32 protein-coding genes and 1 pseudogene are annotated in these 26787 nt (G+C 40.1%); 24 read left to right on the forward strand and 9 right to left on the reverse strand.

Annotated elements, in window-relative coordinates; translation table 11 throughout:
• The first annotated feature begins 6 nt into the window (after window positions 1-6).
• The 6 genes and pseudogenes from NST39_RS09100 to NST39_RS09125 all read left to right on the forward strand — a co-directional run bounded on the left by NST39_RS09100 (window position 7) and on the right by NST39_RS09125 (window position 7616).
• Window positions 7-719: pseudogene (locus NST39_RS09100) on the forward strand (DUF421 domain-containing protein).
• A 256-nt stretch (window positions 720-975) separates the two neighbouring features.
• A complete protein-coding gene (locus NST39_RS09105) occupies window positions 976-1521 on the forward strand; it encodes a TetR/AcrR family transcriptional regulator (protein ID WP_221450804.1) in 546 nt (181 codons plus the stop codon).
• 21 nt (window positions 1522-1542) lie between these two features.
• A complete protein-coding gene (locus NST39_RS09110; RefSeq protein WP_341028026.1) occupies window positions 1543-4686 on the forward strand; it encodes a bifunctional cytochrome P450/NADPH--P450 reductase in 3144 nt (1047 codons plus the stop codon).
• Window positions 4687-5077: 391 nt separating this feature from the next.
• A complete protein-coding gene (locus NST39_RS09115) occupies window positions 5078-5986 on the forward strand; it encodes a trypsin-like serine peptidase (RefSeq protein WP_341028029.1) in 909 nt (302 codons plus the stop codon).
• Between the two features lie 251 nt (window positions 5987-6237).
• Window positions 6238-6618, forward strand: coding sequence for a NucA/NucB deoxyribonuclease domain-containing protein (locus tag NST39_RS09120; protein ID WP_223252879.1), 381 nt, complete (start codon window positions 6238-6240; stop codon window positions 6616-6618).
• Window positions 6619-6767: 149 nt separating this feature from the next.
• On the forward strand, window positions 6768-7616 hold the full coding sequence (locus NST39_RS09125; RefSeq protein ID WP_044141412.1) for an STAS domain-containing protein: 849 nt from the start codon (window positions 6768-6770) through the stop codon (window positions 7614-7616).
• A gap of 33 nt (window positions 7617-7649) precedes the next feature.
• Here the strand turns inward: NST39_RS09125 and NST39_RS09130 are convergent, their stop codons facing one another.
• On the reverse strand, window positions 7650-8192 hold the full coding sequence (locus NST39_RS09130) for an IseA DL-endopeptidase inhibitor family protein (RefSeq protein ID WP_113767724.1): 543 nt from the start codon (window positions 8190-8192) through the stop codon (window positions 7650-7652).
• Between the two features lie 294 nt (window positions 8193-8486).
• On the opposite strand from NST39_RS09130, the gene NST39_RS09135 reads away from it, so the two are divergent.
• Window positions 8487-8921, forward strand: coding sequence for a hypothetical protein (locus tag NST39_RS09135; RefSeq protein ID WP_044141410.1), 435 nt, complete (start codon window positions 8487-8489; stop codon window positions 8919-8921).
• Window positions 8922-8966: 45 nt separating this feature from the next.
• On the opposite strand, the gene lexA is transcribed toward NST39_RS09135, so the two are convergent.
• Entirely contained in the window at window positions 8967-9587 is a 621-nt protein-coding gene (gene lexA, locus NST39_RS09140; RefSeq protein WP_265209070.1) for a transcriptional repressor LexA, read from the reverse strand.
• 159 nt (window positions 9588-9746) lie between these two features.
• Here lexA and yneA point away from each other — a divergent pair, with 159 nt between their 5' ends.
• The 6 genes from yneA to NST39_RS09170 all read left to right on the forward strand — a co-directional run bounded on the left by yneA (window position 9747) and on the right by NST39_RS09170 (window position 14161).
• Complete coding sequence (gene yneA, locus NST39_RS09145) at window positions 9747-10058, forward strand: cell division suppressor protein YneA (protein ID WP_278179304.1); 312 nt, start codon at window positions 9747-9749, stop codon at window positions 10056-10058.
• Between the two features lie 17 nt (window positions 10059-10075).
• Window positions 10076-10723 (forward strand): YneB family resolvase-like protein, encoded by a 648-nt coding sequence (locus NST39_RS09150; RefSeq protein ID WP_341028035.1) that lies wholly within the window; start codon window positions 10076-10078, stop codon window positions 10721-10723.
• A gap of 69 nt (window positions 10724-10792) precedes the next feature.
• On the forward strand, window positions 10793-11023 hold the full coding sequence (locus NST39_RS09155) for a DUF896 domain-containing protein (RefSeq protein WP_039167715.1): 231 nt from the start codon (window positions 10793-10795) through the stop codon (window positions 11021-11023).
• Between the two features lie 187 nt (window positions 11024-11210).
• The gene (gene tkt / locus NST39_RS09160) at window positions 11211-13214 is read left to right on the forward strand and encodes a transketolase (protein ID WP_185108832.1); all 2004 of its coding nucleotides are present in this window, start codon (window positions 11211-11213) and stop codon (window positions 13212-13214) included.
• A 197-nt stretch (window positions 13215-13411) separates the two neighbouring features.
• The gene (gene sirA, locus NST39_RS09165; RefSeq protein ID WP_003212113.1) at window positions 13412-13858 is read left to right on the forward strand and encodes a sporulation inhibitor of replication protein SirA; all 447 of its coding nucleotides are present in this window, start codon (window positions 13412-13414) and stop codon (window positions 13856-13858) included.
• 84 nt (window positions 13859-13942) lie between these two features.
• Window positions 13943-14161, forward strand: coding sequence for a YneF family protein (locus NST39_RS09170; RefSeq protein WP_003212379.1), 219 nt, complete (start codon window positions 13943-13945; stop codon window positions 14159-14161).
• Between the two features lie 262 nt (window positions 14162-14423).
• Here the strand turns inward: NST39_RS09170 and NST39_RS09175 are convergent, their stop codons facing one another.
• Window positions 14424-14597, reverse strand: coding sequence for an aspartyl-phosphate phosphatase Spo0E family protein (locus tag NST39_RS09175; RefSeq protein WP_371475009.1), 174 nt, complete (start codon window positions 14595-14597; stop codon window positions 14424-14426).
• A 207-nt stretch (window positions 14598-14804) separates the two neighbouring features.
• On the opposite strand from NST39_RS09175, the gene NST39_RS09180 reads away from it, so the two are divergent.
• Together NST39_RS09180 and NST39_RS09185 are read left to right on the forward strand one after the other, a co-directional pair.
• On the forward strand, window positions 14805-15512 hold the full coding sequence (locus tag NST39_RS09180; RefSeq protein ID WP_065097365.1) for a cytochrome c biogenesis CcdA family protein: 708 nt from the start codon (window positions 14805-14807) through the stop codon (window positions 15510-15512).
• A gap of 94 nt (window positions 15513-15606) precedes the next feature.
• Window positions 15607-16089, forward strand: coding sequence for a CcdC family protein (locus tag NST39_RS09185; protein ID WP_044141406.1), 483 nt, complete (start codon window positions 15607-15609; stop codon window positions 16087-16089).
• Window positions 16090-16309: 220 nt separating this feature from the next.
• Here the strand turns inward: NST39_RS09185 and NST39_RS09190 are convergent, their stop codons facing one another.
• The 4 genes from NST39_RS09190 to sspO all read right to left on the reverse strand — a co-directional run bounded on the left by NST39_RS09190 (window position 16310) and on the right by sspO (window position 17812).
• On the reverse strand, window positions 16310-16738 hold the full coding sequence (locus tag NST39_RS09190) for a DUF2621 domain-containing protein (RefSeq protein WP_065097367.1): 429 nt from the start codon (window positions 16736-16738) through the stop codon (window positions 16310-16312).
• 260 nt (window positions 16739-16998) lie between these two features.
• Window positions 16999-17400 (reverse strand): Hsp20/alpha crystallin family protein, encoded by a 402-nt coding sequence (locus NST39_RS09195; protein WP_106067592.1) that lies wholly within the window; start codon window positions 17398-17400, stop codon window positions 16999-17001.
• 102 nt (window positions 17401-17502) lie between these two features.
• Window positions 17503-17649 (reverse strand): small acid-soluble spore protein P, encoded by a 147-nt coding sequence (locus NST39_RS09200; RefSeq protein ID WP_065097369.1) that lies wholly within the window; start codon window positions 17647-17649, stop codon window positions 17503-17505.
• A gap of 16 nt (window positions 17650-17665) precedes the next feature.
• The gene (sspO, locus tag NST39_RS09205; protein WP_034660777.1) at window positions 17666-17812 is read right to left on the reverse strand and encodes a small acid-soluble spore protein O; all 147 of its coding nucleotides are present in this window, start codon (window positions 17810-17812) and stop codon (window positions 17666-17668) included.
• 220 nt (window positions 17813-18032) lie between these two features.
• Between sspO and acnA the strand changes: the two genes are divergently transcribed.
• The 7 genes from acnA to NST39_RS09240 all read left to right on the forward strand — a co-directional run bounded on the left by acnA (window position 18033) and on the right by NST39_RS09240 (window position 22826).
• Entirely contained in the window at window positions 18033-20762 is a 2730-nt protein-coding gene (acnA, locus tag NST39_RS09210) for an aconitate hydratase AcnA (RefSeq protein WP_065097370.1), read from the forward strand.
• 72 nt (window positions 20763-20834) lie between these two features.
• Window positions 20835-21338, forward strand: a complete 504-nt coding sequence (locus tag NST39_RS09215; protein ID WP_185108830.1) for a TlpA family protein disulfide reductase — start codon at window positions 20835-20837, stop codon at window positions 21336-21338.
• 70 nt (window positions 21339-21408) lie between these two features.
• Window positions 21409-21534, forward strand: coding sequence for an FbpB family small basic protein (locus tag NST39_RS09220; RefSeq protein ID WP_003211002.1), 126 nt, complete (start codon window positions 21409-21411; stop codon window positions 21532-21534).
• Window positions 21535-21585: 51 nt separating this feature from the next.
• Complete coding sequence (locus tag NST39_RS09225) at window positions 21586-21729, forward strand: acid-soluble spore protein N (protein WP_008357830.1); 144 nt, start codon at window positions 21586-21588, stop codon at window positions 21727-21729.
• Between the two features lie 13 nt (window positions 21730-21742).
• Window positions 21743-21985, forward strand: coding sequence for a small acid-soluble spore protein Tlp (tlp, locus tag NST39_RS09230; RefSeq protein ID WP_012010110.1), 243 nt, complete (start codon window positions 21743-21745; stop codon window positions 21983-21985).
• 103 nt (window positions 21986-22088) lie between these two features.
• The gene (locus tag NST39_RS09235) at window positions 22089-22511 is read left to right on the forward strand and encodes an acyl-CoA thioesterase (RefSeq protein ID WP_003211985.1); all 423 of its coding nucleotides are present in this window, start codon (window positions 22089-22091) and stop codon (window positions 22509-22511) included.
• A 3-nt stretch (window positions 22512-22514) separates the two neighbouring features.
• Complete coding sequence (locus NST39_RS09240) at window positions 22515-22826, forward strand: hypothetical protein (RefSeq protein WP_065097372.1); 312 nt, start codon at window positions 22515-22517, stop codon at window positions 22824-22826.
• Window positions 22827-22865: 39 nt separating this feature from the next.
• Here NST39_RS09240 and NST39_RS09245 read toward each other — a convergent pair whose 3' ends face one another.
• The gene (locus NST39_RS09245) at window positions 22866-23153 is read right to left on the reverse strand and encodes a HesB/YadR/YfhF family protein (RefSeq protein ID WP_341028043.1); all 288 of its coding nucleotides are present in this window, start codon (window positions 23151-23153) and stop codon (window positions 22866-22868) included.
• Window positions 23154-23253: 100 nt separating this feature from the next.
• Window positions 23254-23835 (reverse strand): glycerol-3-phosphate 1-O-acyltransferase PlsY, encoded by a 582-nt coding sequence (plsY, locus tag NST39_RS09250; protein WP_058015656.1) that lies wholly within the window; start codon window positions 23833-23835, stop codon window positions 23254-23256.
• Between the two features lie 154 nt (window positions 23836-23989).
• Between plsY and NST39_RS09255 the strand changes: the two genes are divergently transcribed.
• Window positions 23990-24403, forward strand: a complete 414-nt coding sequence (locus tag NST39_RS09255) for a CoA-binding protein (protein WP_065097374.1) — start codon at window positions 23990-23992, stop codon at window positions 24401-24403.
• A 415-nt stretch (window positions 24404-24818) separates the two neighbouring features.
• Window positions 24819-26786, forward strand: coding sequence for a DNA topoisomerase IV subunit B (parE, locus tag NST39_RS09260; protein WP_044141396.1), 1968 nt, complete (start codon window positions 24819-24821; stop codon window positions 26784-26786).
• Window position 26787: the final 1 nt, after the last annotated feature.

Below are 26787 nucleotides of genomic sequence, written 5' to 3' on the forward strand. Positions count from 1 at the left end.
CCTTACATGCCTGACTATATTGAAGTCATTTTACGGACGATGTTTGCTTTTGCGATTTTATTTGGCGGAGCACGTCTTCTTGGAAAGCAAACCATAGCGCAAATGAATATTTTTGATTTTATAGCAGCTATTAGCTTAGGTTCAATTGCGGCGAGTCTCGCGTTTAATACAACGCTTCCGTTTCATCACACGACGATTTCCTTTGTCACGCTTGTCATGATCATTTATGTGATTTCGCGCTGATAGCTTTAAGGAGCCGAAAATTGAGAGGATTTATGGCCGGTAAACCAACCCTTGTCATACAAAATGGCAAAATTCTTGAAGAGAATATGAAGGGAATGAGGTATACACTTGATTATTTAAATCAGCAGCTGAGAGAAAAAGACATTTTTGATATTAGCGAAGTTGAATTTGCCATGATTGAAACAGATGGACATATGTCAGTGAAAAAATATCCTTCGTTTGAAAATGTCACTCGGAAGGATCTTCAATTGTATATGAAGGCAGAGGGCTACATGCCTATCGAAGTGATCATGGACGGAAAGCTCATTTTGAAAAACATTCAAGAAAATCAATTAACTGTGGAGTGGATAGATGAAGAGCTTAAGAAAAGGCAGCTCTCCTTAAAGGACATTGTATACGCAGTCCGTTCAAGTAATGGCAGTTTATATATTGATACATATGACGACCACATTCACTCTCCGATTGATCAAGAATGAAGATGTAGTGCTGATGTCACCCGCCTGACACATATCTGACAATATTTATAAGTCCTTTGGCTTCTGTCTGACTAGGCATCATTTCTCAATTATTATTATTTTCAGAAAATGTGATGACGGAAAAAAATAAATGTGTTTAAGTGTATATAGAAGAAATTAAAATATTAATATAATATACCGTTTGCGGAATGAATGTTCATTCCTATGGTGAGGAGGGGATGAAGTGCCAGCAGTGACTGATAAACAAGAACAGATTATGAAGGCTTCGCTGGACTTATTTATTGAACGGGGCTTTGATGGGACCACGATGCCGATGATTTCAAAAAGAGCAAACGTCGGAGCGGGAACCATTTACCGTTATTTCGACAGTAAAGAGGCACTCGTCAATATTTTGTACCAGCGCAGCCTTTCTTCATTTATCGAAAAAATGAACACAAACAGTCCAGATCCAAAGGCGAGTATTCGGGCGTACTTTAAGCATGTATTTTATTGCTTGGTTTTATTTACAAAGGAGAATCCAAGCGGGCTATATTTTTTAGAAATTGATAAGCGATCCCATTACTTAGACGAGACGAGCAAAGAGAAAATGCAGCATTTGTTACATGAACTATTCCTTATCTTTGAAGAAGGGAAAAAGGATGGGATTCATCCAAATCTTTCAGGTAGAACCATTCTATCGATTGTATTTGGTGCCTTTGTACAGCTGCATAAACAAATTCTTGCAGAAGAAATAGAGCCAACGATTGAATTTCTAGAGGACATTGAGCAATGTTTATGGCGCGCCATTAGCGTTGCTTCTTAATGATATAAAGGGAGTGGGCACATGCAACAAACATCAATCATTCCAAAACCAAAAACATACGGACCTTTTAAAAATATTCCCCATATCAAAAAGGGGGAGCTTTCTCAAACCTTTTGGAGGCTAGCAGATGAATTAGGACCGATCTTTCAGTTTGAATTTTCAAAAGCAACAAGTATTTTTGTTTCTAATCATGAACTTGTCCAAGAAATATGTGATGAGAGCCGTTTTGATAAATACATTGGGACTAGTCTCAATAAAGTAAGAGCATTTGCAGGGGATGGGTTATTTACGAGCTGGACAGAAGAACCGAACTGGAGAAAGGCTCACCACATCTTGATGCCGGCGTTTAGTCAGCAGGCCATGAAGGGCTATCATGAGATGATGCTCGATATTGCCACACAGCTTGTACAAAAATGGCAAAGAACAGGCCGTGATGAAGAAATTGAAGTAGCAGAGGATATGACAAAGCTTACTTTAGATACGATCGGACTTTGTGGTTTTGATTTCAGGTTTAACAGTTTTTATAAAGAAAATCAGCATCCATTCATCGAAAGTATGCTGAATGGTTTAAACGAAGCGATGGATCAGGCGAGCCGGTTGCCGGTTGCAGATAAGCTAATGATCAAAAGAAGAAAAAAATTTGAAGAAAATGTCGATTTTATGAAGCAATTAGTAGATGACATTATTCAAGAACGGAAAAAACAAGATAAAACGGGCAATGATTTACTGTCCCTCATGCTGCATGCAAAGGACCCTGAAACAGGAGAGCGCCTGGCAGATGAAAATATTCGCTATCAAATCATTACCTTCTTGATAGCTGGGCACGAAACAACAAGCGGGCTGCTATCCTTTGCGATTTATTTCTTATTAAAGAATCCAGAAAAATTAAAGAAAGCCGTCCAAGAAGCAGATGATGTGCTGCAAGGCGGACTGCCAACATTTAAGCAGGTACAAAAACTAAATTACACTCGTATGGTTTTAAATGAATCTCTTCGCCTCTGGCCAACAGCGCCTACGTTTTCTCTTTATGCGAAAGAGGACACCGTCATCGGAGGGAAATATTCGATTGAAAAGAACCAAAGTGTCTCCGTGCTGCTACCTAAGTTACATCGTGATCAAGCGGTATGGGGAGAGGATGCGGAAGAATTTAAACCAGAGCGGTTTCTACACCCTGAAAAGATCCCGCAGCATGCCTACAAGCCTTTTGGGAATGGACAGCGTGCATGTATTGGTATGCAATTTGCTCTTCATGAAGCCACAATGGTGCTAGCAATGGTCTTGCACAACCTGGAATTGATTGATCACACATCATACGAACTTGATTTAAAAGAATCTTTAACGATTAAGCCAAACGATTTTAAAATCAAAGTGCGGCCAAGGAAGCAGCAACTCTTTATGGTACCACCGAAAGAAGAGACGAAAAAAAGCACCACAACTGATGAGTCTAAAGTGAAGAGTCATGGTACACCACTGCTTGTTTTATATGGATCAAATCTTGGCACGGCGCAGCAAATCGCAAACGAATTGGCTGAAGAAGGAAAAGCAAAAGGGTTTGATGTGACCACTGCTCCGCTTGATGACTATACACGCCAATTACCAGATAAGGGTGTAGTCTTCATCGTGACCGCTTCATATAATGGACATCCGCCTGACCATGCGAAAAAATTTGTGGATTGGGTCACGCAGGAGAAAGAGCAGGATTTAACAAACGTGACATTTGCTGTGTTTGGATGCGGAGATCGAAATTGGGCGAGTACGTACCAGCGTATTCCTCGTCTCATTGATGAAGCACTTGAAAGAAAAGGTGCGAAGCGTGTAGCTGATTTAGGAGAAGGTGATGCAGGCGGAGATATGGATGAGGATAAAGAAACATTCCAGAAAACGGTCTTCAAGCAGCTCGCAAAAGAATTTAAGCTCACCTTCCAAGAAAAAGGTAAGGAAAACTCAAAACTATCAGTTGCTTATACAAATGAGCTAGTAGAACGTCCTGTGGCGAAAACATATGGTGCCTTTTCAGCTGTTGTACTGAAAAATGAGGAATTACAATCTGAGAAAAGTGAGCGGCAAACAAGACATATTGAACTGCAATTGCCTGAAGGGAAAAAATACAAAGAAGGGGATCATATCGGAATTGTTCCGAAAAATTGTGATGCACTCGTGCAGCGGGTGATCAATCGCTTCAATCTAGATCCTAAGCAGCACATCAAGCTTTCTTCTGAGAAAGAAGCAAATCATTTACCTTTAGATCAGCCGATTCAAATGAGAGAATTACTTGCGTCACATGTTGAGCTTCAAGAGCCTGCAACACGTACGCAGCTAAGAGAGCTCGCCGCATATACAGTTTGTCCGCCTCACCGCGTGGAGCTTGAGGAAATGGCTGGTGAAGCGTATCAAGAAGCTATTTTAAAGAAACGAGTAACCATGCTTGACTTACTAGATCAATATGAAGCATGTGAGCTGCCATTTGTGCACTTTTTAGCACTTTTACCAGGTTTGAAGCCGCGCTATTATTCTATTTCTAGCTCACCAAAGGTCGATGAAAAAAGAGTCAGTATCACAGTGGCGGTTGTGAAAGGGAAAGCGTGGAGCGGCCGCGGAGAATATGCCGGAGTCGCATCAAACTATTTATGTGGTCTGAAGGAAGGTGAAGAAGTCGCCTGCTTCCTCCACGAAGCGCAGGCAGGATTCCAGCTGCCGCCTTCATCTGAAGTACCGATTATCATGATCGGACCGGGTACAGGAATCGCTCCATTTAGAGGGTTTGTTCAGGCAAGAGAAGTATGGCAGAAGGAAGGCAAACCACTAGGGGAAGCTCACCTGTATTTTGGCTGCCGTCACCCTCATGAAGATGATCTGTATTTTGAAGAAATGCAGCTTGCAGCGCAAAAAGGAGTCGTTCACATCCACCGGGCTTATTCTCGTCACAAAGACCAAAAAATATATGTCCAGCATTTGTTAAAAGAAGACGGCGGTATGCTAATCAAATTACTCGATGAAGGTGCGTATCTTTACGTGTGCGGGGACGGAAAAGTCATGGCACCTGATGTAGAGGCTACACTGATCGACCTCTATCAACACGAGAAACAATGCACGAAGGAAGCAGCTGAAAATTGGCTAACCACTCTTGCAAATGACAATAGATATGTAAAAGATGTGTGGAGCTAACAAAAGGAAAGACCGCCAATTAGGCGGTTTCAGATTGTTGACAAAGGGCTAAAATGATCTTTATTTTAGCCCTTTGTCTTCTTTTCAGCGTGATAGAAAACCTTTGAAGTCTAGGAAGGACGAGCATCGGAGCGGAGCGAATTTGACATTCGTGAGCACCGGAGCGCAGACCTGACAACGAATGCGAAGGTTTGTCTACACGCTGAGACCGCCAATTAGGCGGTTTTTTCTGTTTCATCAAGAGAGGTGAGATCGATAGAATGAAAGTTGGAAAGATACAAAACACCTAATTTAAAAATGAAATATTTTGAAAAAATAAGAATATTCTCTCATTTACTCCAATATGAAACAATCGTATCATTTTTGATATAGGACATAAAGGAGGAATATGATGAAAAAGGTGAAAATGTTACTCCCTTCTCTACTCGTTTTTGGTGCTTTAAGTGTGCCTAGTTTTGCCCACGCCGCATCGGATTCAGTACTAACGTCTGATTATGACATGGTGACTTCTGATGGAAAGGTGATCTCTTCAAGTGATTTCCACAATGATACGAAATCCCCCTCATCCTTTGACAAAGTGGATGATCTATCTTCAACTGTTGGCGAAAAAGTAAAACCACTATCAAAATATTTAAAAGACTTTCAAACTAAAGTCGTCATTGGAAACGATGGTAGAACAAAAGTAGCAAACACAAGAGTAGCACCATATAATTCAATTGCTTATATTACATTTGGCGGCTCAAGCTGTACGGGGACACTCATTGCCCCTAACAAAATTTTGACAAACGGACACTGCGTGTACAATACAGCATCAAGAAGTTATAGTGCAAAAGGATCGGTGTATCCAGGGATGAATGATAGCACTGCGGTAAATGGGTCAGCAAATATGACAGAGTTCTATGTACCAAGCGGATATATCAATACAGGTGCGAGCCAATATGATTTTGCCGTGATCAAAACAGATACGAACATTGGCAATACAGTCGGTTACCGTTCCATCCGTCAGGTGACAAACTTAACTGGAACAACGATTAAAATTTCTGGATATCCAGGTGATAAAATGAGATCGACTGGCAAGGTGTCGCAGTGGGAGATGTCAGGTCCTGTGACAAGAGAAGATACGAATCTCGCATACTATACGATTGATACATTTAGCGGAAATTCAGGCTCAGCGATGCTAGATCAAAATCAGCAAATCGTTGGGGTTCATAACGCAGGGTATTCAAATGGAACGATTAATGGCGGTCCAAAAGCGACAGCTGCCTTTGTTGAATTTATCAACTATGCAAAAGCGCAATAAAAGCTAGATCATAAAGCTTGTTTCCTTCATAGGGGACAAGCTTTTTAAGTGTCTATCTGTCTATGCTTGAAAGATCCATTGACTTCTCAGCCTCTTCATTTTTTTCACATGTCATTCGTGAACGACTCATACATTAAAATGACACATTTCCTTTAAGTCAAGATTTTGCTTGAGAAAAATGAGGAGGTCTCACACTTTTGAAGATGAGAAGAGGCTGGATTACTACTGTCGCCTTATGCTTTGTGATATGGATGGTCACGCTGTTAGGTGGATTTGGGGAGGAACATGCGGCAAAAGGTGCGGATCGATATGATCATGTCATTCAATTTCCAAAGGAACGATACCCTGAAACAGGCAGTCATATTCAAGAAGCCATTCGAAAAGGGCATTCCGATGTGTGTACGATAGACCGAAATGGAGCAGATGCCCGCAGGCAAGAATCATTAAAAGACATTCCGACTAAACCCGGATTCGACCGAGATGAGTGGCCGATGGCAGTTTGTCTTGAAGGAGGAAAAGGGGCGAGTGTTCAATATGTCAGCCCGTCTGATAATAGGGGAGCGGGCTCATGGACCGGACACCAGATGAGCGGGTATCCTGATGGGAAAAGAATTTTATTTATTGTGAAATAAAACTAAAAGAGAGGCGCCTGTGAGTAGGTGCCTTTTTTGATGATGATCAGAGCGTATTGGAGCTAGCAGGGACAAAAGATCCAGTGGTACAATGGATCCTATAAGGTACAAAGACAGACAAGAAGAAAAATGTGAAGGGACATATGCTTATGGATAAGAACCGTGCATTATACGATTATTTCATGCAACATGCAGAGAAACTGACTGAAACTTGGTATGATTCAATTGAAGATGATGATCCAGAATCAATCTATCGTTCAACAGATTCAAGCATCATATCAGAGCTAAAACGGCAAAATCAGGATTATTACCAGCATTTTATACGTGCTCTTATTGAAGACAAGACGTATTTACATACTGAGTTTAAAAAGTGGTCTGAAGACTTAGCCAGTGACCCGAAGCACTTAAACACACCATTAGATTACGTTGTGAGAGAATACATGTCCAATCAAAGAGTAGTCCTTCATTACTTAAAAGAATTTATTAAGCAGCGTCAAGATGAAATTGATATTGACCGCATCTTTTATTGGTATGATTTAATTTCAGAGGCGTTTAATATTTCAATTCATATGTTCATCCAACAATATGTGAAAAATACAACGAGGAAGCTCGTGGCACAAAGAGACATGATTTACGAGCTGAGCTCACCTGTCATTGTTTTAAAAAGTCATATTGCGTTATTGCCGTTAGTAGGTGATATTGATACAGCGAGAGCGAAGATTATTTTAGAAAATACGTTGAAACAGTGCTCACAAAAAGGTGTACAGCATTTATGTATTGATTTATCGGGCGTTGTCATTATTGATACAATGGTGGCTCATCAAATCTTTGATCTTGTCACATCACTTCGGTTAATTGGAGTAGAGACGACCATTTCAGGGATCAGACCAGAAATTGCCCAAACCGCTGTGCAGCTCGGGCTTCCTTTTAATGAATTTCGCACGGCATCATCACTTGCTCACGCCCTAGACCGCATGACTGAATTTACTTCAATATAAAAACCAGGCCGATTGAATGGCCTGGTTTTTTATTTAGATAACAGCGTCAATTTTTGTGATTTTCCAATCTTTTTGTCCTTTTTCGAACGTAACCGTTCTTTGTACTTTGCGTCCATCAAGTGTTGGGACAGTGAATTCATATGTGCGGACTGTTTGTTTTTTAGAGACAAGTTTAGATGTCGCTTTATCCCAATTAAGCATATTGTCTCCGTCGCCGACTGGAACAGCCATTTTGCCTTTATGAACAATGAACTGGTAGTCTTTTAAACCTTGATTGATGGCTTCTTTTGTGAAAACTTGAGATAGGTAGCTGTTTAGTTTTTTCTTTGTATCAAATGTTTTAGAAAGATAGTTGTAAGTCATGTCTTTATAGCTAAATGATTTTAATTTGTAATCAGAATGTTCATTAATTTTGTAGCCTGACATCGCACTCCAAAAGTGTTCCCGTGCATCAAGGGCAATATGTAACGCTTCTTTATTTGTCAAAGCGGCTGGTTTTTTAGAAGCGGCCAATGTTGTAGATTGTAATGAGATCATAAGCATAATAGCAGTTAATAAAACGAATAATTTTTTCAAGGCGATTGCCTCCTTTTCTCAATGAAAACTTCTTATGTTACAAATGTTACAATAATTACATCGATATTACAAGTGTTAAATCTAAATGTTTTTTATTTCTTTTCTTTCTATATATATAACGTTTGAGGGTGGCAAAAAGTTTTCATTTTTTTATTTTTTCTTTATATCTACTATTTAACCGTTCTAAAGAAGAACAAAACGTTTTTTGGAAAAGTTTCTGTTTGGACGTTCAACACGCTTTTTCATTTATGACATATACTATCGTGATGAATGTCTAAGAAAGTGGTGTTGAATATGTATTATCCGTATGAAGGTATGTGGAATGGGTACTCATATGATAGGCAGATGCAAGGTTGGCCGTCGCTCCCTTCTCAAGGTGGAGGATTTCCAGGGTTTCCAATCGGAGGAGGAGGCACTGGGCCCGGATCTAGTGGATCAGCCCCGCCAGCCCCACCACAGCATATCATTTCGCAATATCAGCAAGCATTATCACAGCCTCAAAGCATGCAGTCACTTATTTCAGGGCAAACAGGTGGAGGTCAGCAATCGGTTCAATTTGCCGCGGGATGTAATAGAAGGTGGACGATTGTGTTTATGAGAAACGGTCAAGTATTTTTAATGTATGTCCTATCCTCACAGCCTTTCGGGAGAACAACTGGCTTTATTTGGCCGAACTTTACCTTTGGTTCCTTCCCAAGCTCGAGTATTCTTGCCTATTCTTGTTCATAAAAAAAAGCCGGTTCTCATCATTAACTGATGAAATACCGGCTTTTTTTAGTGAATATTTCTAAATACGCCAATCACTTTACCTAGTATACTTACATTCTGTAAAATAATCGGTTCCATAGATGGGTTTTCTGGCTGTAATCTAAAGTGTGTATCTTCTTTATAGAAACGTTTCACTGTCGCTTCATCTTCCTCTGTCATGGCGACGACAATATCTCCATTGTTAGCAGTGCTTTGCTGACGCACAATGACATAGTCATTGTCCAAAATTCCTGCGTCAATCATACTTTCTCCCATAATTTCAAGCATAAATACTTGTTCATCTGGTGCTGCAAAAGTCTCTGGAAGAGGGAAGTATTCTTCAACATTCTCAACAGCCGTAATAGGCAGGCCTGCTGTTACTTTTCCGATGACTGGTACGTTCATTACAGCACTCTTTGGAATATTCATTTCCTCTTCATCTAGTACTTCGATCGCTCTAGGTTTTGTCGGGTCTCTTCTAATTAAGCCCTTCGTTTCTAGTCTAGCTAAATGTCCATGAACTGTTGAACTGGATGCTAGACCGACAGCTTCTCCAATTTCACGAACGGATGGGGGATAGCCCTTACTTTTTACTTCTTCTTTGATGAATGTCAGGATATCGAGTTGTCTTTTTGATAGCTTCGTCATCTTTTGCACCTCAAAACGTCAATTTTAAAGAAATTATAGCATGTTTTTCCTAACAGTACAAACATAGGTTCGAAAAAAACGTTTGACAGAAACGTTTGTTCGTATTTATAATAAGTGACAGAAAGAACGAACACACATTCTATTAGGAGAGATGACATTATGAGGTTAAAAGAATCTATTATTTTTATTGGGGTATTCTCATTCATCGTTGGCATATTTCTCTCACTTATTGCATTCACAAGTCATAATGAACCAAATCAATATGTTAAAATAGAAGTTCAATCAGGTGATACTCTTTGGGGGTTAGCTGATCAAGTAAACGACAGCAAATCAATCGATAAAAATGCGTTTATTGACTGGGTCACTCAGCACAATGATCTTGCTTCAACAGAAATCCAGCCTGGTGACATCCTTGTCATACCAGTCAAAAAAGAGCATCCAGTCGTATATCAACTTGCAACAGTACAGTAGAAAGGTCGATTGAAGACATGAATGCAATCATCTATGCGAGAGTAAGCACTGTCAAAGAAGAGCAGGAAACCTCGCTGAAGAGACAAGAAGAAGAATTACTAGCTTTAGCTGCTATGCACAAGATGAATGTGGTTAAAGTCATTAAAGAAAAAGCAAGCGGGTATGATCTAGATCGCGATGGTGTGTTTGATATGCTAGCTACACTAAAAGAAGAGTCAATTGATGCTGTTCTTATCCAGGATGAAACACGTCTCGGAAGAGGACAAGCAAAAATTGCGCTTCTTCATTGTCTTTTTAAAGAGAATGTGAAGGTGTACAGTACGTTTCATAGAGGCGAGCTTGAGCTTTCAGAAGCAGATGAAATGGTGATTGAGATCGTAGGAGTCGTTGAAGAGTATCAACGAAAAATTCATAACCTGAAAATTAAGCGGGGAATGAGAAGAGCCGTAGAACGCGGGTATCAGCCCGAACTGAATTTAAAACAGCAGGATCATGCGCCTGGCCGTGAGCGTATTGAAGTGCCGATTTCAGAAATTGTTCGATTAAGAAAAAATAACATGACCTTCGCAGAAATCGCAGCAACTCTTCAGGCACTAGGTTTTGACATTTCAAAAGCAACGGTCCATAGAAGGTATCAAGAATATGAAAAAGGTCTGACTATCTAAAGCTTGATTTGTTGTCAAAATGATTGATATTTAGTAGTATGTAGAGAAAATGCTTTAAAGGAGTTTGTCATGATTTCTAAAGAACAGCTTGCAAGAATCAATGAGCTTTCAAAAAAGTCGAAAGAGACCGGTTTGTCAGACGCTGAAAAAACAGAACAAAAGCAATTAAGAGAAGAGTATTTAAAAGCTTTTCGTTCTTCTATGAAAAATACACTTAAAACCGTGAAAATCGTTGACCCTGAAGGAAACGATGTCACACCAGAAAAATTAAAAAGAGAAAGAGATCAAAACCTTCATTAAGCTTATGATTTCTTGAATTTTGAAAAGATGGGAAGAATATTCTCATCTTTTTTCATATTTGCATAACTTTTTAAGTGATCGATAAACTAAATGTGACAAAATCCTTCTTTTTCAGCGTGAAATAGTTGTGAAAAAAGGACAGTAGATTTATGATAATGGTGTACACAAGATACGGAAGGGGATTTATATGGAAACGATTGAATTGAAATCTATTGCAACAATACGTACTCTCTCCATAGACGCAATTGAAAAAGCGAATTCCGGTCACCCTGGAATGCCGATGGGTGCTGCACCAATGGCATACGCTTTATGGACGAATCACTTAAACGTAAGTCCGCAAAACCCAAATTGGTTTAACAGAGACCGTTTTGTATTATCTGCGGGACATGGTTCTATGCTTCTATATAGCATGCTTCATTTAAGCGGATACAACCTGAGCATCGATGATCTAAAACAATTCCGCCAATGGGGTAGCAAAACACCTGGACATCCTGAATTTGGACATACAGAGGGTGTAGATGCTACAACAGGTCCTTTAGGGCAGGGGATTGCCATGGCAGTTGGTATGGCACTTGCAGAAAGACATCTTGCGGAAACGTATAACAAAGACAACTTTAATGTTGTAGATCACTATACATACAGCATTTGCGGAGATGGAGACTTAATGGAGGGAATTTCCTCTGAAGCTGCTTCACTTGCTGGTCATTTAGGCTTAGGCCGTTTAATTGTTCTTTATGATTCAAATGATATTTCTTTAGATGGCGACCTAGATCGTTCATTCTCTGAAAATGTGAAGAATCGTTTTGAAGCGATGAACTGGGAAGTTCTTTATGTGAAAGACGGCAATAACATTGAAGAAGTGACGGCTGCTATCGAAAAGGCAAAACAAAGCACAGACAGACCTACACTGATTGAAGTGAAAACAACAATCGGTTTCGGATCGCCAAACCGTGCAGGAACGTCTGGTGTGCATGGTGCACCACTTGGCAGCGATGAAGCCAAGCTGACGAAGGAAGCTTACTCTTGGACGTTTGAAGAAGATTTCCATGTACCTTCTGAAGTGTACGATCATTTCAAAGAAGCTGTAAAAGACGCTGGTCAGAAAAAAGAAGCAGCTTGGAATGAACAATTTGCGCAATATGAAAAAGAATACCCTGAGCTTGCAGCTCAATTGAAGCTTGCGATTGAAGGAAAGCTTCCTGAGAATTGGGATCAAGAGGTTCCTGTTTATGAAGCAGGTTCAAGTCTTGCCTCCCGCGCTTCTTCAGGCGAAGTATTAAATGGCATTGCGAAGCAAGTACCTTTCTTCATTGGCGGATCTGCTGACCTTGCAGGTTCAAACAAAACAACGATTAAAAACACAGACGATTTTGGTAAAGATCATTATGCCGGCAAGAACATTTGGTTCGGCGTCAGAGAATTTGCAATGGGTGCCGCATTAAACGGTATGGCGCTTCACGGCGGCCTTCGTGTATTCGGCGGAACGTTCTTTGTTTTCTCAGATTATTTAAGACCAGCGATTCGTCTTGCTGCCTTAATGGGACTTCCGGTCACTTATGTCTTTACTCATGACAGTATCGCTGTTGGTGAAGATGGTCCGACGCATGAGCCGGTTGAACAGCTTGCTTCATTACGTGCGATGCCGAACCTTTCTGTCATTCGCCCTGCGGATGGAAACGAAACAGCTGCAGCGTGGAAACTTGCTGTATCTTCAACGGATAAACCGACAGCACTAGTTCTGACTCGTCAAAACCTTCCAACGATTGACCAAGCACCTGAGAAGGCATATGAGGGAGTAGAAAAGGGTGGATACGTCGTCGTTGAAGCTGCTGATGCACAGCCAGAAGCACTTCTACTCGCATCTGGATCTGAAGTCGGTTTAGCGATTGAAGCGCAAAAAGCACTTGAGAAAGAAGGGATTCGCGCGTCTGTTGTCAGTCTTCCTGCATGGGATCGTTTCGATCAGCAGTCAGACGAATACAAAGAATCAGTCCTTCCTACAGCAGTGCGGGCTCGTATTGCGATTGAAATGGGGGCTTCACTTGGCTGGGAGCGTTACACTGGTCTTGATGGTGATGTAATTGCCATTGATAAATTTGGCGCTTCTGCACCTGGTGAAACCATTATTGAGAAATACGGCTTTACGGTCAGCAATGTCGTCAGCCGCGTGAAAGCGAAGCTGAACAAATAACCAGTCTCCAAGCATCATGCTTTTTTTCATCTGTTTGCAGAGCATTTTCATCCGCTCTGCAAACTTTTTTCTTTTTTCTCGTTTTTTTGACAAAACTAGTTTCTTCTTGCTTCATATATAGACAATTCTTTCTTTCACATTTTTGTATAATACAAGCAATATACGAGATTGACGAAATGTGAAAGGAAGGGATAGACATGGAACGCCATTATTATATTTATTGGATTGAGGATGAATTTGCGCATCATTATTTTGGCAGAGAATCAATTTTGTTTCATTTGTTTGAGTCGTTACACTGGACGAACCGCACGGAAGATGAATTGGTGATGCTTGTGAAACAAGTGGATTACGTGACAAAACGAATCCCTGCTTTTCATATGCATCAGCGATTAATGAACAACTTAACGAACGTTCACTATACACAAATTGGCTCGATATACAGCGCTTCCTTACCTGATGGAAAAGGAACGGCTGCATTTATCATAAAAGATCGTTATATCCAAATGTCTGCTACCGGCAGTTATGAAGCAGAAGCAGTGTTTTTTGAAGTGCTGAGAAAAATTAGTCCTTGCTTCCTTGCAATGGACTTCGGTTCAAAGAAGCACGGGTGGCTCAATCCGGTAAAAGTGAGGAATTTTGTTTAAAAAAATAAAATTGAACGTGAAATGTTGTATAATAGCCTTTTGTTTAGTACACTTTATACGAGACAACATGAAGGAGGAAGAATTATGGATTTATGGGTTGTCATCCTTGTAGGCGTTGTTGCACTGCTTGCAGGAGTTGCACTCGGATTCTTTATTGCTCGTAAGTATATGATGAGCTACTTGAAAAAGAATCCACCAATTAATGAACAAATGCTTCGAATGATGATGATGCAAATGGGCATGAAACCGTCCCAGAAGAAAATCAATCAAATGATGAAAGCCATGAACAACCAAGCGAAATAATACGTACGATATTATGATCATAGATGGAACATGGTTATAAAGAGTGGACAAGCGTTGTCCTTTCTTTATGAATTCACCTTCATCAGACGCTTTAAAACCACTGTACTTGCCTAAATGAAGCAGGGAAGGTGGTTTTTATTTTGGCTTCAGCTTCCTGCTAAAAAACAAAAACCCCTGTTATCAGAGGTTTTTGTTTCGTTTATGGTCACACATATCAACTGTTCTAAAAATCGTGCAGCATGATAAATATCATGAGATATGATTAGTTGGCTGAGTTTGAGTGTAAGTGTCGTTGATATTGTAAGAGGAGATGATCTAGCTGCTGGCTATGTTCGATGGTCACTGTTGATGTCATCCCATTGTGCATCACAACTTTCATCAGCTCTTCTCTTTTTTCTTCGATTTGAGTTAATAATGATGTTTTTACCAAAGTCATGTTCCTTTCATGCAAATCTTGATAAAAAGAATCGGTTCTATTATATCCATTTTCAGGTTTATTTTCAAATTTAAAGGATTCGTTATCTCGATGTCAAATTAAATTATATAAGGTTTTAAGAGAATAGACCATCTTTATTGAGAGGATGTAAAAAAATGAAATGATTTTGTCATCTCTTATTGTATATTGTAAGAAGGGGGTGTTCTTTTGACAGATTTGAATTACTTTTTAGCCTTTGGAGCAGGGTTTCTTTCTTTTATCTCACCGTGCTGTCTGCCGCTTTATCCAGCGTTTTTATCTTATATTACGGGCGTTAGTATGGATGAAGTGAAATCTGAGAAGGTGATGCTGAGAAGAAGAAGTCTGCTTCATACCTTATTCTTTTTAATTGGTTTCTCTATTATCTTTATTGCGATAGGCTTTGGGACATCGTTTGTTGGGAAGTTTTTTGATGATTACCATCAAGCGATTCGCCAGGTTGGAGCTATCCTCATTATTTTCTTTGGTTTTATGACTCTTGGTGTATTTCAGCCTTCTTTCCTCATGGGCGAAAAGAGAATGCAGTTTAAAAATCGTCCTGCTGGTTTTTTTGGATCGATTCTCATTGGAATGGGCTTTGCCGCTGGTTGGACACCTTGTACAGGACCTATTTTATCTGCCGTTATCGCACTTGCTAGTAACAATCCAGAGTCGGCTGTGCCTTATATGATTGCGTATGTATTTGGATTTGGCGTTCCATTTTTTGTTCTCTCCTTTTTCATTACGAAAATGGCGTGGATCAGAAAGCGTCAGCAGCTTATCATGAAAATAGGCGGGATCATTATGATTGTGGTAGGGCTATTGCTGTTCTTTGATCTTCTCACATGGATTATCATCATGTTCTCATCATTGTTTGGCGGATTTACAGGCTTTTGAAATCGTTTTCTACAGTCGCGGCGAATGGTTTTTTTTCGTCAATTGGAGTATATTATACATAGGCTGACCTTAAAGAATAAAGGAATGATTTGATATGATGGTCTTAATCTCTTCTATAATTGCAATATGTATGGCGGTAGCCGTCATGTTTATTCGCATTAAGTCATCTGCGAAACCGGCAACCGCAAAAAAAATTATATTACCTCCTATTTTTATGAGCACTGGTGCACTGATGTTTTTTGTTCCAATGTTTCAGGTAACTGGAGCTGAATTTCTTGAAGCGATCACAGTGGGGATGTTTTTCTCCATCTTTTTAATCAAAACATCAAAGTTTGAAATTAGAGGGAACGAGATTTACTTAAAGCGGTCAAAAGCATTTGTGTTTATTCTCATTGGACTTCTTGTTCTTCGTATCGGGATGAAGACGATCCTGAGTTCTTCTATTGATTATGGCTCTCTAAGCGGAATGTTTTGGATACTTGCTTTTGGCATGATTGTACCTTGGCGCGTTGCTATGTATTTGTCGTTTAGAAAGATATCTAAGCAATTAGATCCACAACAGGTTCAAATGAATTAAACCTCCTTTTTATAAGGAGGTTATAGATTGTTGACAAAGTGCTAAAATGATGTTTATTTTAGCACTTTGTCTTCTTTTCAGCGTGATAGAAAACCTTTGAAGTCTAGGAAGGGCAGCTACTTTTGCGGAGCGAATTGAACATTCGTGAGCACCAGCACGCAGGACTGACAACGAATGCGAGGGTTTGTCTACATGCTGAAACCTCCTTTTTATAAGGAGGTTATTTTAATAATGCTTCATATGGCGTATGATCGATGTTTTTTTCTTGAAGGCGCTTCAATAAAAACTTATGATCACGCTTTGGTGTAGCGATAATATAGCCGCGAATGATTAAGTCTAAATTAATGCTGGCAGCTTGTTCTTTTAAAGCCAGCTCGCCAATTTTTCCTGCGATTTTTTCTTTGGCGACATCTCTAAACAGCTCTGGAACAGGTAATACAAGATCATTTAAAAGCTGTTTGTCTTCTTCCCGCCATAGGTGGAGGCTCTTTTGAATATATTCATCCTGCCAATCAAGCTCTGATTTCCCATCTTCCTTCGGCAATCGTTTTAAAAATTTGCGAAACATAAAAAAGCCACCGATTGCGAGTAATCCGATCATCACCGTGCCCCAAAATAAAATGAACCACAAAAACCAGCCGCTTAACATGTTCTCACTCCTTATACCTCTCGTCTCTCTATCTTATTTTACATGAAGACATGATAGAAGAAAATAACAAAAATGTATGTCTCTTTTCTCTATGAACGCCTTTTTTCATTCATAACTGCCCATTTACTAGAAAGACCCAAACCATCTAGTAGAAAAAGAATACCTTATCATATAGCGACTCTACTATTTGGCCATGGTGGTTCGCAAAAGGTATTGACTTGACACGAACGGAAGAGAGCCCACCAAATGAAGGTGGGCTCTTAATGTTTGAAGTGCGGGATTTGAAAGGAAAATGCTCCGCTTGGATGGTCGGAACTTTTTTTAATTCTTATCGAAATGATTCGGTTTTCGTATTCTGTTTCAATCTCTTTGTCGTTCAAGTAAAAAGGGAGCATGACACTTTTTTCAATTGGCTGTTCGCCTTTATCATTTGGCTTTTGTACTGTGTAAGCGAGAGTGAGTTCATGTCCAGCGAAGGTCAGCTTTACATCAGCGATCGACAGGGTGGAGACATCAATCTCAATAATATAATCACGGCTTGTTTCATAAAGGTCAATTGGGAGGTGTTCATCATACCAGGCAAATGGATCATCCATTAAAACATTAAGCCAATCATCTATTTCTAGAAAATCAGAGGAATTCGATTGCTTTTCATTCTCCATAAACACTCCTCCATCACATCTCATAATAAATGATATGTTGAGAACTGAAATGTGTGAAAGACCTAAAACATCCCGCTTTGCCACGGAATGAGAGGAGAATGTTTACATATCGTGATGAGAATTGTGCTTTTGTCTTGTATGGTTGCGGTTTTTCACTTTTTTACTGCCTGATAATGGCTCAGGCTGTCCGCCTTGATGCTCCTTAGGCGAGTTTTGACGGGTGTCTTTCCCTGAGTTTTTATTCGTCATGATGCTTGCTCCTTTCTTATTGGTTTTTTTTACGTTTTTTATTGTTTTGTCTTTGTTCTTCTGTTAAAACGAGTTGGTCATCTTCAATGTAGCCTGCACCATTCCCTTGGCTTTTGGCTGCGTTCATGCCGTCAATCACATGATTTGCTTTACGTTTTGTCATGTTCTATCACCTCAATTGTAGTATGAACCTGCCCTGCTTGGATTATGAAGAGTAATCATTTCCTAGTGATAAGATAAACTTATTGAATTTAATAAAAGCATTGTTATTTACTTATGTATGAATTTGTTTTAAGATGAAATTGTGAGAAAATTGTGGTGAAATACGACGATTTTTCTGAGAATTGAAATTGATCTTGATCATCAAAAGGGGGATTTTGGATATGTCGAAACAGCAGCAAGTCGCTAAACAAGACGCTTTTCAATCTAGAAAAACGTTTTCGACAAATGGGAAAACGTATCACTATTATTCGTTAGAAGCACTAGAGAAACAAGGAATCGGAAATGTTTCTAAGCTGCCTTATTCCATTAAGGTACTTTTAGAATCAGTGCTTCGCCAAGTAGACGGTAGAGTGATCAAAAAGGAACACGTTGAAAACTTGGCAAAATGGGGAACTGCCGAGGTCAAAGAAATTGATGTTCCATTTAAACCTTCTCGTGTTATTTTACAAGACTTCACGGGTGTACCAGCCGTCGTTGACCTTGCTTCTTTAAGAAAAGCAATGGCAGATGTAGGCGGGGATCCGGATAAAATCAACCCTGAAATTCCAGTTGACCTTGTCATTGACCACTCAGTACAAGTTGATAAAGCTGGAACTGAAGATGCATTAAACATTAACATGGATTTAGAATTCGAACGTAACGCAGAGCGTTATAACTTTCTTAGCTGGGCAAAGAAAGCGTTTAATAACTATCAAGCTGTTCCGCCTGCAACAGGAATTGTTCACCAAGTAAACTTAGAGTATCTTGCAAGTGTTGTTCATGCGATTGAAGAAGATGGCGAGATCATCACTTACCCAGATACATTGGTTGGTACTGACTCTCATACAACCATGATCAACGGGATCGGCGTACTTGGATGGGGCGTTGGCGGTATTGAAGCGGAAGCTGGTATGCTCGGTCAGCCTTCATACTTCCCAGTACCAGAAGTCATTGGTGCTAAATTAGTTGGAGAGCTTCCAAACGGAACGACTGCAACTGACCTTGCATTAAAAGTGACACAAGTTCTGCGTGAAAAAGGCGTAGTGAACAAATTCGTTGAATTCTTCGGACCTGGAGTTGCACAGCTGCCGTTAGCAGATCGTGCAACGATTGCGAACATGGCGCCTGAATACGGGGCTACTTGCGGATTCTTCCCAGTAGATGAGGAAGCTCTTGCTTACCTTCGCCTTACTGGACGTGATGAAGAGCAAATTAATATCGTTGAAGAATATTCTCGCGCAAATGGCTTATTCTATACGCCAGATGTAGAGGACCCAATTTTTACGGATGTTGTGGAAATTGATCTTTCTAAAATTGAATCAAACTTATCTGGTCCAAAGCGTCCACAAGATTTGATTCCACTTTCAGATATGAAAGAGACGTTCCATCAGCACATTGAAAGCCCAGCTGGTAACCAAGGGTTTGGATTAGAAAAATCAGAGCTGGATAAACAAATTGAATTTGATCTAGCAAATGGTGAAAAAGCTGTGATGAAGACAGGTGCGATTGCGATTGCAGCGATTACGAGCTGTACGAATACATCGAACCCATATGTCTTAATTGGAGCAGGTCTTGTTGCGAAGAAAGCAAGTGAGCTTGGTATGAAGGTGCCAAACTACGTGAAAACGTCACTAGCACCAGGTTCTAAGGTTGTTACAGGATACCTCGTGAACTCAGGACTTCTTCCATACTTAAGAGACCTTGGATTTAACATCGTTGGGTATGGCTGTACAACATGTATCGGTAACTCAGGACCGCTTGCGCAAGAAATTGAGGATGCTGTCTCTGAAAATGATCTGCTGATCACTTCTGTTTTATCAGGTAACCGTAACTTTGAAGGACGTATCCATCCGCTTGTGAAAGGAAACTACCTTGCATCTCCACCATTAGTTGTGGCGTATGCACTTGCTGGTACGGTGAATATTGATTTAACAAAAGACCCTATCGGTGTGGATAAAAACGGTGAGAACGTTTATTTCAATGACATTTGGCCATCAATGGACGAAATCAACAGTGTCGTGAAAAGCACAGTGACACCTGAACTCTTCCGTTCAGAGTATGAAACTGTATTTGACAGCAATGACCGCTGGAATGAAATTAAAACGACGGACGATGCATTGTACAAATGGGATGAAAATTCCACATACATTGATAACCCGCCATTCTTTGAAAACCTATCAGTTGAACCTGGTAAAGTTGAACCGCTTAAAGGCTTGCGCGTAGTGGCGAAGTTCGGTGATTCTGTCACAACGGACCATATTTCTCCTGCTGGAGCGATTGGTAAAGACACACCTGCGGGTAAATACTTGCAAGAAAGAGGCGTATCGCCTAGAGACTTTAACTCATACGGATCTCGCCGTGGTAACCACCATGTCATGATGAGAGGTACTTTTGCAAACATCCGTATTAAGAACCAAATCGCACCAGGAACAGAAGGCGGATATACAACGTACTGGCCAACTGGTGAAGTAACATCCATTTATGATGCATGCATGCGTTATAAAGAAGATGGAACAGGTCTTGCGATCTTAGCAGGTAAAGACTACGGTATGGGTTCTTCACGTGACTGGGCTGCAAAAGGAACAAACCTTCTTGGAATTAAATTCGTTCTAGCTGAAAGCTTTGAGCGTATCCACAGAAGTAACCTTGTCTTCATGGGTGTACTTCCGTTACAGTTTAAAGACGGAGAAAGTGCAGAAACTTATGGACTAACAGGAACAGAAACATTTGAAGTTGAAGTTGATGAAACAGTTCGTCCACGTGATCTTGTCACTGTGAAAGCAATTGATACAGATGGCAATGAGAAAACATTTGAAGTGGTTGTTCGCTTTGACAGTGAAGTCGAAATTGACTACTATCGTCATGGTGGTATCCTTCAAATGGTACTTCGTGAAAAATTGGCAAGCAACTAATACTCATACAGCAAAGAAGAGAAGGCGCCTAGACAGCTTTCTCTTCTTTTTTAAAATAGTGGAGGATCCATCATGTGGAAAAAAGGAATGGCAAGCGCTGTTTTACTTGTGTTGATTGGTTTACTTGTGTGGAATTTACTTGAACCAAAAGAGCCCGCAATCGGTCTTGAAAAAGGGGATCAGGCCCCTGATTTTGAGCTTAAGACCCTAGACGGTCAAACGGCCTCGTTATCTGATTACCAAGGGAAAAAGGTGCTCGTTAATTTTTGGGCGACATGGTGTAAGCCATGTAGGACAGAAATGCCAGATCTAGATGCGATTAGAAGTGAATATGATCAGGTCGAAGTACTTGCTGTTAATTTGACGACCACAGAAAAAAGTGTAGATCATGTTGCAGCATTTGCAGATGAATTAAAGCTGACCTTTCCTATTTTATTGGATCAAAAAGGCATTCAAGCACGATATCAGGTGCTTTCATACCCCACGACATACATATTAGATGAAAAAGGACGCATCATGTCTGTGAAGCATCAAATGCTGACAAAAAAAGAAATTGAGCAAGAGCTGGATCTATAATGATTCAGCTTTTTTGCTTATTTTCTAAATGTTTTGGCGAAAATGAAATACAACACTGGAGGTGAGTACAATGAGAAGAAGAAAACGACGTACATTTGAAGAGCTTGTACTTGAAAATAAAAAAGAATTATTAAGCAATGAGGAATTTTTAAACCAGCTTGAAGAAAAGTTGGAAGAGCGATTTAGACAGAAATAAGTTATGAATTATCCTTTTTCGTTCATCCTAAAGAAGAGGGAGGGATGAATGATGGGTAGAGAGCATGATAAACAAGCGCAGTTTACACCAGACCATTTAGGGACAAAACCTGTAGCATACAAACGCAATAAAGGTAAAAAGATGCATAATAAATCAAATGAACAGCCTGATGTGATCCAGACGAAGGGCGAATAAGGAGGGTATTAAGATGAATGAAAAGTCATATCAATCCAATCCAGATGATCGTTCTGATAATGTTGAAAAGCTACAAGATATGATCGAAAACACCCTTGACAATATCGATGAATCTGAAGCAGCGATGGCCCTTTCGACAGATCAAGAAAAACAGATGATCAAGCAAAAAAATGAAAATCGAAAAATGAGCATTGATGCCATGCGTTCTGAGATTAAGGACGAAGAAGCAGCAAGAAAAAATGGCTATACTGAATAAACCAGGGATCCCTGGTTTATTTTATTGCCTCCTTTTAGAAGAACCATTTCGATTGTGGTAAAATGGCAGAGATCTTAGGTTTTGATAGGAGAGCGATGAAAACGTGTATGTATCTAAAAAAGAAATAGAAGTCCGTTATGCAGAAACAGACCAAATGGGCATTGTGTATCATGCCAATTATTTAATCTGGATGGAAGTCGGCAGAACAGCACTGATTAAAGAATTAGGATTTTCCTATGCACAACTAGAAGCAGACGGTGCTCTTGCACCCGTTATAGATTTGCAGGTGAAATATAAAAAACCACTCTTGTACGGTGAAACAGCGACAGTTCATACTTGGATTGAAGAATACAATGGACTCAAAACGGTGTATGGCTACGAAATTCAAAAGCCTGATGGACAAACAGCGATTACAGGGACAACCTCGCATATTTGTGTAGACAAAGACACATTTAGACCGATTCAATTTAGAAAAGCATTTCCTGCCTGGCACAAAGTATATGAACAGTCGAAAAAGCAGGTCTAATTCATGGCGTTTGGTATTAAAAGAAGCGATTTAAATGCGTGGAAATCAGCTGTTCAGCAAGGAGAAATGGCTTTTTTAACCCATTATTGGCTTGATGACCGTTTCCCGCATGCCAACACCGTCACTAAAGCAGCCTGTCAGGATATGAAGCAGTTAATTGAGTGGGGAGAAAAACATGGGCTCAAAAAAGAATGGATTCACGACCGTGCAGGGTTTCCTCACTTTGACTTGATCGGTGAAACGCAAAAAAGAATCCTACAAAAGGAGCGGTCTTTAGGAAACATTCAGGAATATGGGCTATATATTGAAGGATAAAACAAAAAAGATACCCGAGGGAGGAGGTATCTTCTTTGTTTATTCATAATGAAATTCTGGTTCTTTTACAGACTCGTTATAATCAATATGCAGATCATGGTTGTCAAAATACCAAATATCACTTTCTTCCACGAAGAAAGTAATACCTTCTATTTCAGCGGTTGCGCCGGCATTTTGAGGTTCATCTTTTGCGACGCCGAGAGAAAAGCCTTTTTGTACATTACTGCACCCGCCATATCTCACAAAAAAGCGAACTTGATCACCTTTTTCTAAATCTAATTCATCCTTGTACCAACTGAGTGCATCTTCTTTAATCGTTAATCTCAATGTGATCGCCCCTTTTTTGAAGTCATGCTGTTTTTTAAAATGCAGGATGCAAAAAACAGCTTTTCTTTACTTTTACCACAGAATGAAACTTATGAAACGGCTAGAGCCATTTGATTTTCGGTTCAGTTTTGTTGAGGATTCGTTTGAGGTTGGCGATGTGTCTGTAGATCACAAAACCAGCAAGAACGGCAACAACAATGATTAAGAATACGTCTTTGGTGAATATGCTGTAAATGAATGTATAGATGCCGGTCAGCATAGATGATAATGAAACATATTTACTAATGTATAAAAATAAGAAAAAAGCAGCGATCATCGTGATAAATAAGAATGGGGCATAAAATAATAACACGCCGCCAGATGTAGCGACTGCTTTTCCCCCTTTAAATTTTGCAAAGATAGGAAAGCTGTGACCGATAACAGCAGCAACCCCTGCTAATAAGGGATGAATGTCCAGTTGCATGAAAAACGGTAAAGCAGAAGCGAGAGTCCCCTTTAAAATATCAGCAGAAATAACAATAGACCCTGCTTTCACGCCAAGCGTACGAAATGCATTCGTCGCACCTAGGTTTCCGCTGCCATGTTCACGGATATCAATACCCTTTGCAGCTTTCCCGACAATGAGACCGGATGGAATACTGCCGAGAAGATAAGCCAAAATAAACATCAAAGCAATTAACATCTGCATAACTCCTTTATATTCTCCCTCTTGTCTTACATTTTAACATGATCTTATGAAAAACATGGGGATCTTTTTTTGAAAAAATCAAATGCAGATGGATTCGGCTTTGTTTTTAAGCAGAAGTTCGCTAAAATAGAGGAAAAGGGGTGTTTGGATGAATCATCCTTCGAAACAAGAAATTGGCCGTATATTAAAAAGCAGTAAACGAATTGCTGTTGTTGGTTTATCAGATCAGCCGCACCGAACGTCTTATATGGTGTCTAAAGCGATGCAGGATGCCGGTTATGAGATCATTCCGGTGAATCCAACGATCGATGAAGCACTTGGTGTGAAAGCAGTCGCTTCACTAAAAGAGATCAAAGAGCATGTTGATATCGTCAATGTATTTAGACGTTCAGAGTTTTTGCCCGAGGTGGCTGAAGAATTTCTCGAAATAGACGCACCTGTTTTTTGGGCGCAGCAAGGCATCTATCATGAAGAAGCGAAAAGGCTGATTGAGGAAAATGGCAAGGTCGCCATCATGGATTTATGTATCAAGGTGGCTCATGCAATGACAAAAACTCATTAAATCGTCAAAAATCCTTGGTTTTCAAGGATTTTTGCTTTTTTGTTGTAGAAATATATTTGCGATTCTAGAAGAAAGCGATAAAATAAGGCGACAGGGACATATCGGTGATCTTGCATATCAAGAAAAAGAGCGATAAGATAAAGGTAGAACATTTGTTCTGTTTTGTAAAAATCATCATATGATTGCATTTGGCTTATCAAACAGTCTTGTTTATAATGGACTTCTAGTTCTTATTGCAGAATGTAGAACATTCTCATAGCCGTGCAAAGGAGCATGTTTTGTTGAACCACACATGCATGGTGATGATGCAGCTTATTAAAGTGGACAGTAATGAGCAGCATGATCATCATTAAATTCTAGAGAGATCATTTGATGGTTTGCCGGTTATGTTTGTTAGTGAAAGGGGATTAAGCATTTGGTTAAAAAGCAGCAAGTAGATTATAACGATGATTCTATTCAGGTGCTAGAGGGACTTGAAGCGGTCCGTAAACGTCCAGGAATGTATATTGGGTCAACGGATTCACGCGGTCTCCATCACCTTGTCTATGAGATTGTAGACAACTCTGTCGATGAAGTACTCGCTGGCCATGGAGATCATATCGTTGTCAAAATACATAAAGATAACAGCATTTCCGTTCAGGATAAAGGACGCGGGATGCCTACTGGTATGCATAAGCTTGGAAAACCGACACCTGAGATCATTTTAACGGTCCTTCACGCAGGCGGAAAATTTGGTCAAGGCGGATATAAAACAAGTGGTGGGCTTCACGGAGTTGGGGCATCTGTTGTAAACGCGCTGTCAGAATGGCTCACTGTCACAATTGAACGTGATGGCTATATATATCATCAGCGGTTTGAAAACGGCGGAAAACCTGTGACGTCACTTGAAAAAGTCGGAAAAACGAAAAAAACTGGAACACTGATTCATTTTAAACCAGATCGATCCATGTTCAGCGTTACAGCCTATAATTTCGATACGTTATCAGAACGTTTAAGAGAATCTGCCTTTTTATTAAAAGGATTAAAAATAGAGCTGATTGATGAACGACATGATGTACAAGAAACCTTTTATTATGAGACAGGCATTGAAGCCTTCGTTGCTTATTTAAATGAAGAAAAAGATGTTCTGAGTGAAGTGGTCTCATTTGAAGGAGAGCATCAATCCATCGAAGTAGACTTTGCATTTCAATTCAATGACGGCTACTCGGAAAATATTCTTTCTTTCGTCAATAACGTTAGAACAAAAGATGGCGGTACGCATGAGTCTGGTGCCAAAACGGCGATGACAAGAGCCTTTAATGAATATGCGCGCAAAGTAGCCCTTTTAAAAGAAAAAGACAAAAATTTAGAAGGCACTGATATTCGCGAAGGGCTGTCTGCTATTATTTCTGTTAGAATTCCTGAAGAACTGCTTCAATTTGAAGGCCAGACAAAAGGAAAGCTTGGGACAAGTGAGGCTCGCTCAGCTGTTGATGCTGTTATTTCTGAAAAACTGGCTTATTTCCTTGAAGAAAACCGTGAAACAGCGACTCTTCTTGTGAGAAAAGCGATTAAAGCGCAGCAGGCAAGAGAAGCTGCTAGAAGAGCACGTGAAGAAGCAAGGAGCGGCAAGAAACGGAAAAAGTCCGAAGCAACACTGAGCGGTAAATTAACACCTGCTCAATCTAGAAACCCAGCAAGAAACGAATTGTACCTAGTAGAGGGCGACTCAGCGGGCGGGTCAGCAAAACAAGGACGTGACCGTAAATTCCAAGCAGTGCTGCCGCTTCGTGGAAAGGTCATCAACACAGAAAAAGCGAAGCTTGCTGATATTTTCAAAAATGAAGAAATCAACACCATTATTCATGCGATCGGTGGAGGCGTCGGTGTCGATTTTAATGTAGAAGACATCAATTATGACAAAATCGTGATCATGACAGATGCTGACACAGATGGAGCCCATATTCAAGTACTTCTGCTCACGTTCTTCTACCGTTATATGAAGCCGCTCATTGAGCATGGCAAAGTGTTTATTGCACTACCGCCTTTATATAAAGTCAGCAAAGGCTCAGGGAAAAAAGAAGTTATTGAGTACGCATGGTCTGATGAAGAAATGGATGACGTGCTGAAGAAAGTTGGAAAAGGGTACACGATTCAGCGCTATAAAGGTTTAGGTGAAATGAACGCCGACCAGCTATGGGAAACGACAATGAATCCAGAATCGAGAACACTTGTCAGAGTCAAAATCGACGATGCTGCACGTGTGGAACGCCGCGTCACGACATTAATGGGTGACAAAGTAGAACCACGACGTAAATGGATTGAAAAGAATGTCGCCTTTGGACTTGATGAGGAAAGTAACATTCTTGAAAATGAAAACTTGTCGCTAGCTGAGGAGGTTTAAA

This window comes from Bacillus sp. FSL W8-0645, from assembly GCF_038007905.1.
GTDB classification, from domain to species: domain Bacteria; phylum Bacillota; class Bacilli; order Bacillales; family Bacillaceae; genus Bacillus; species Bacillus pumilus.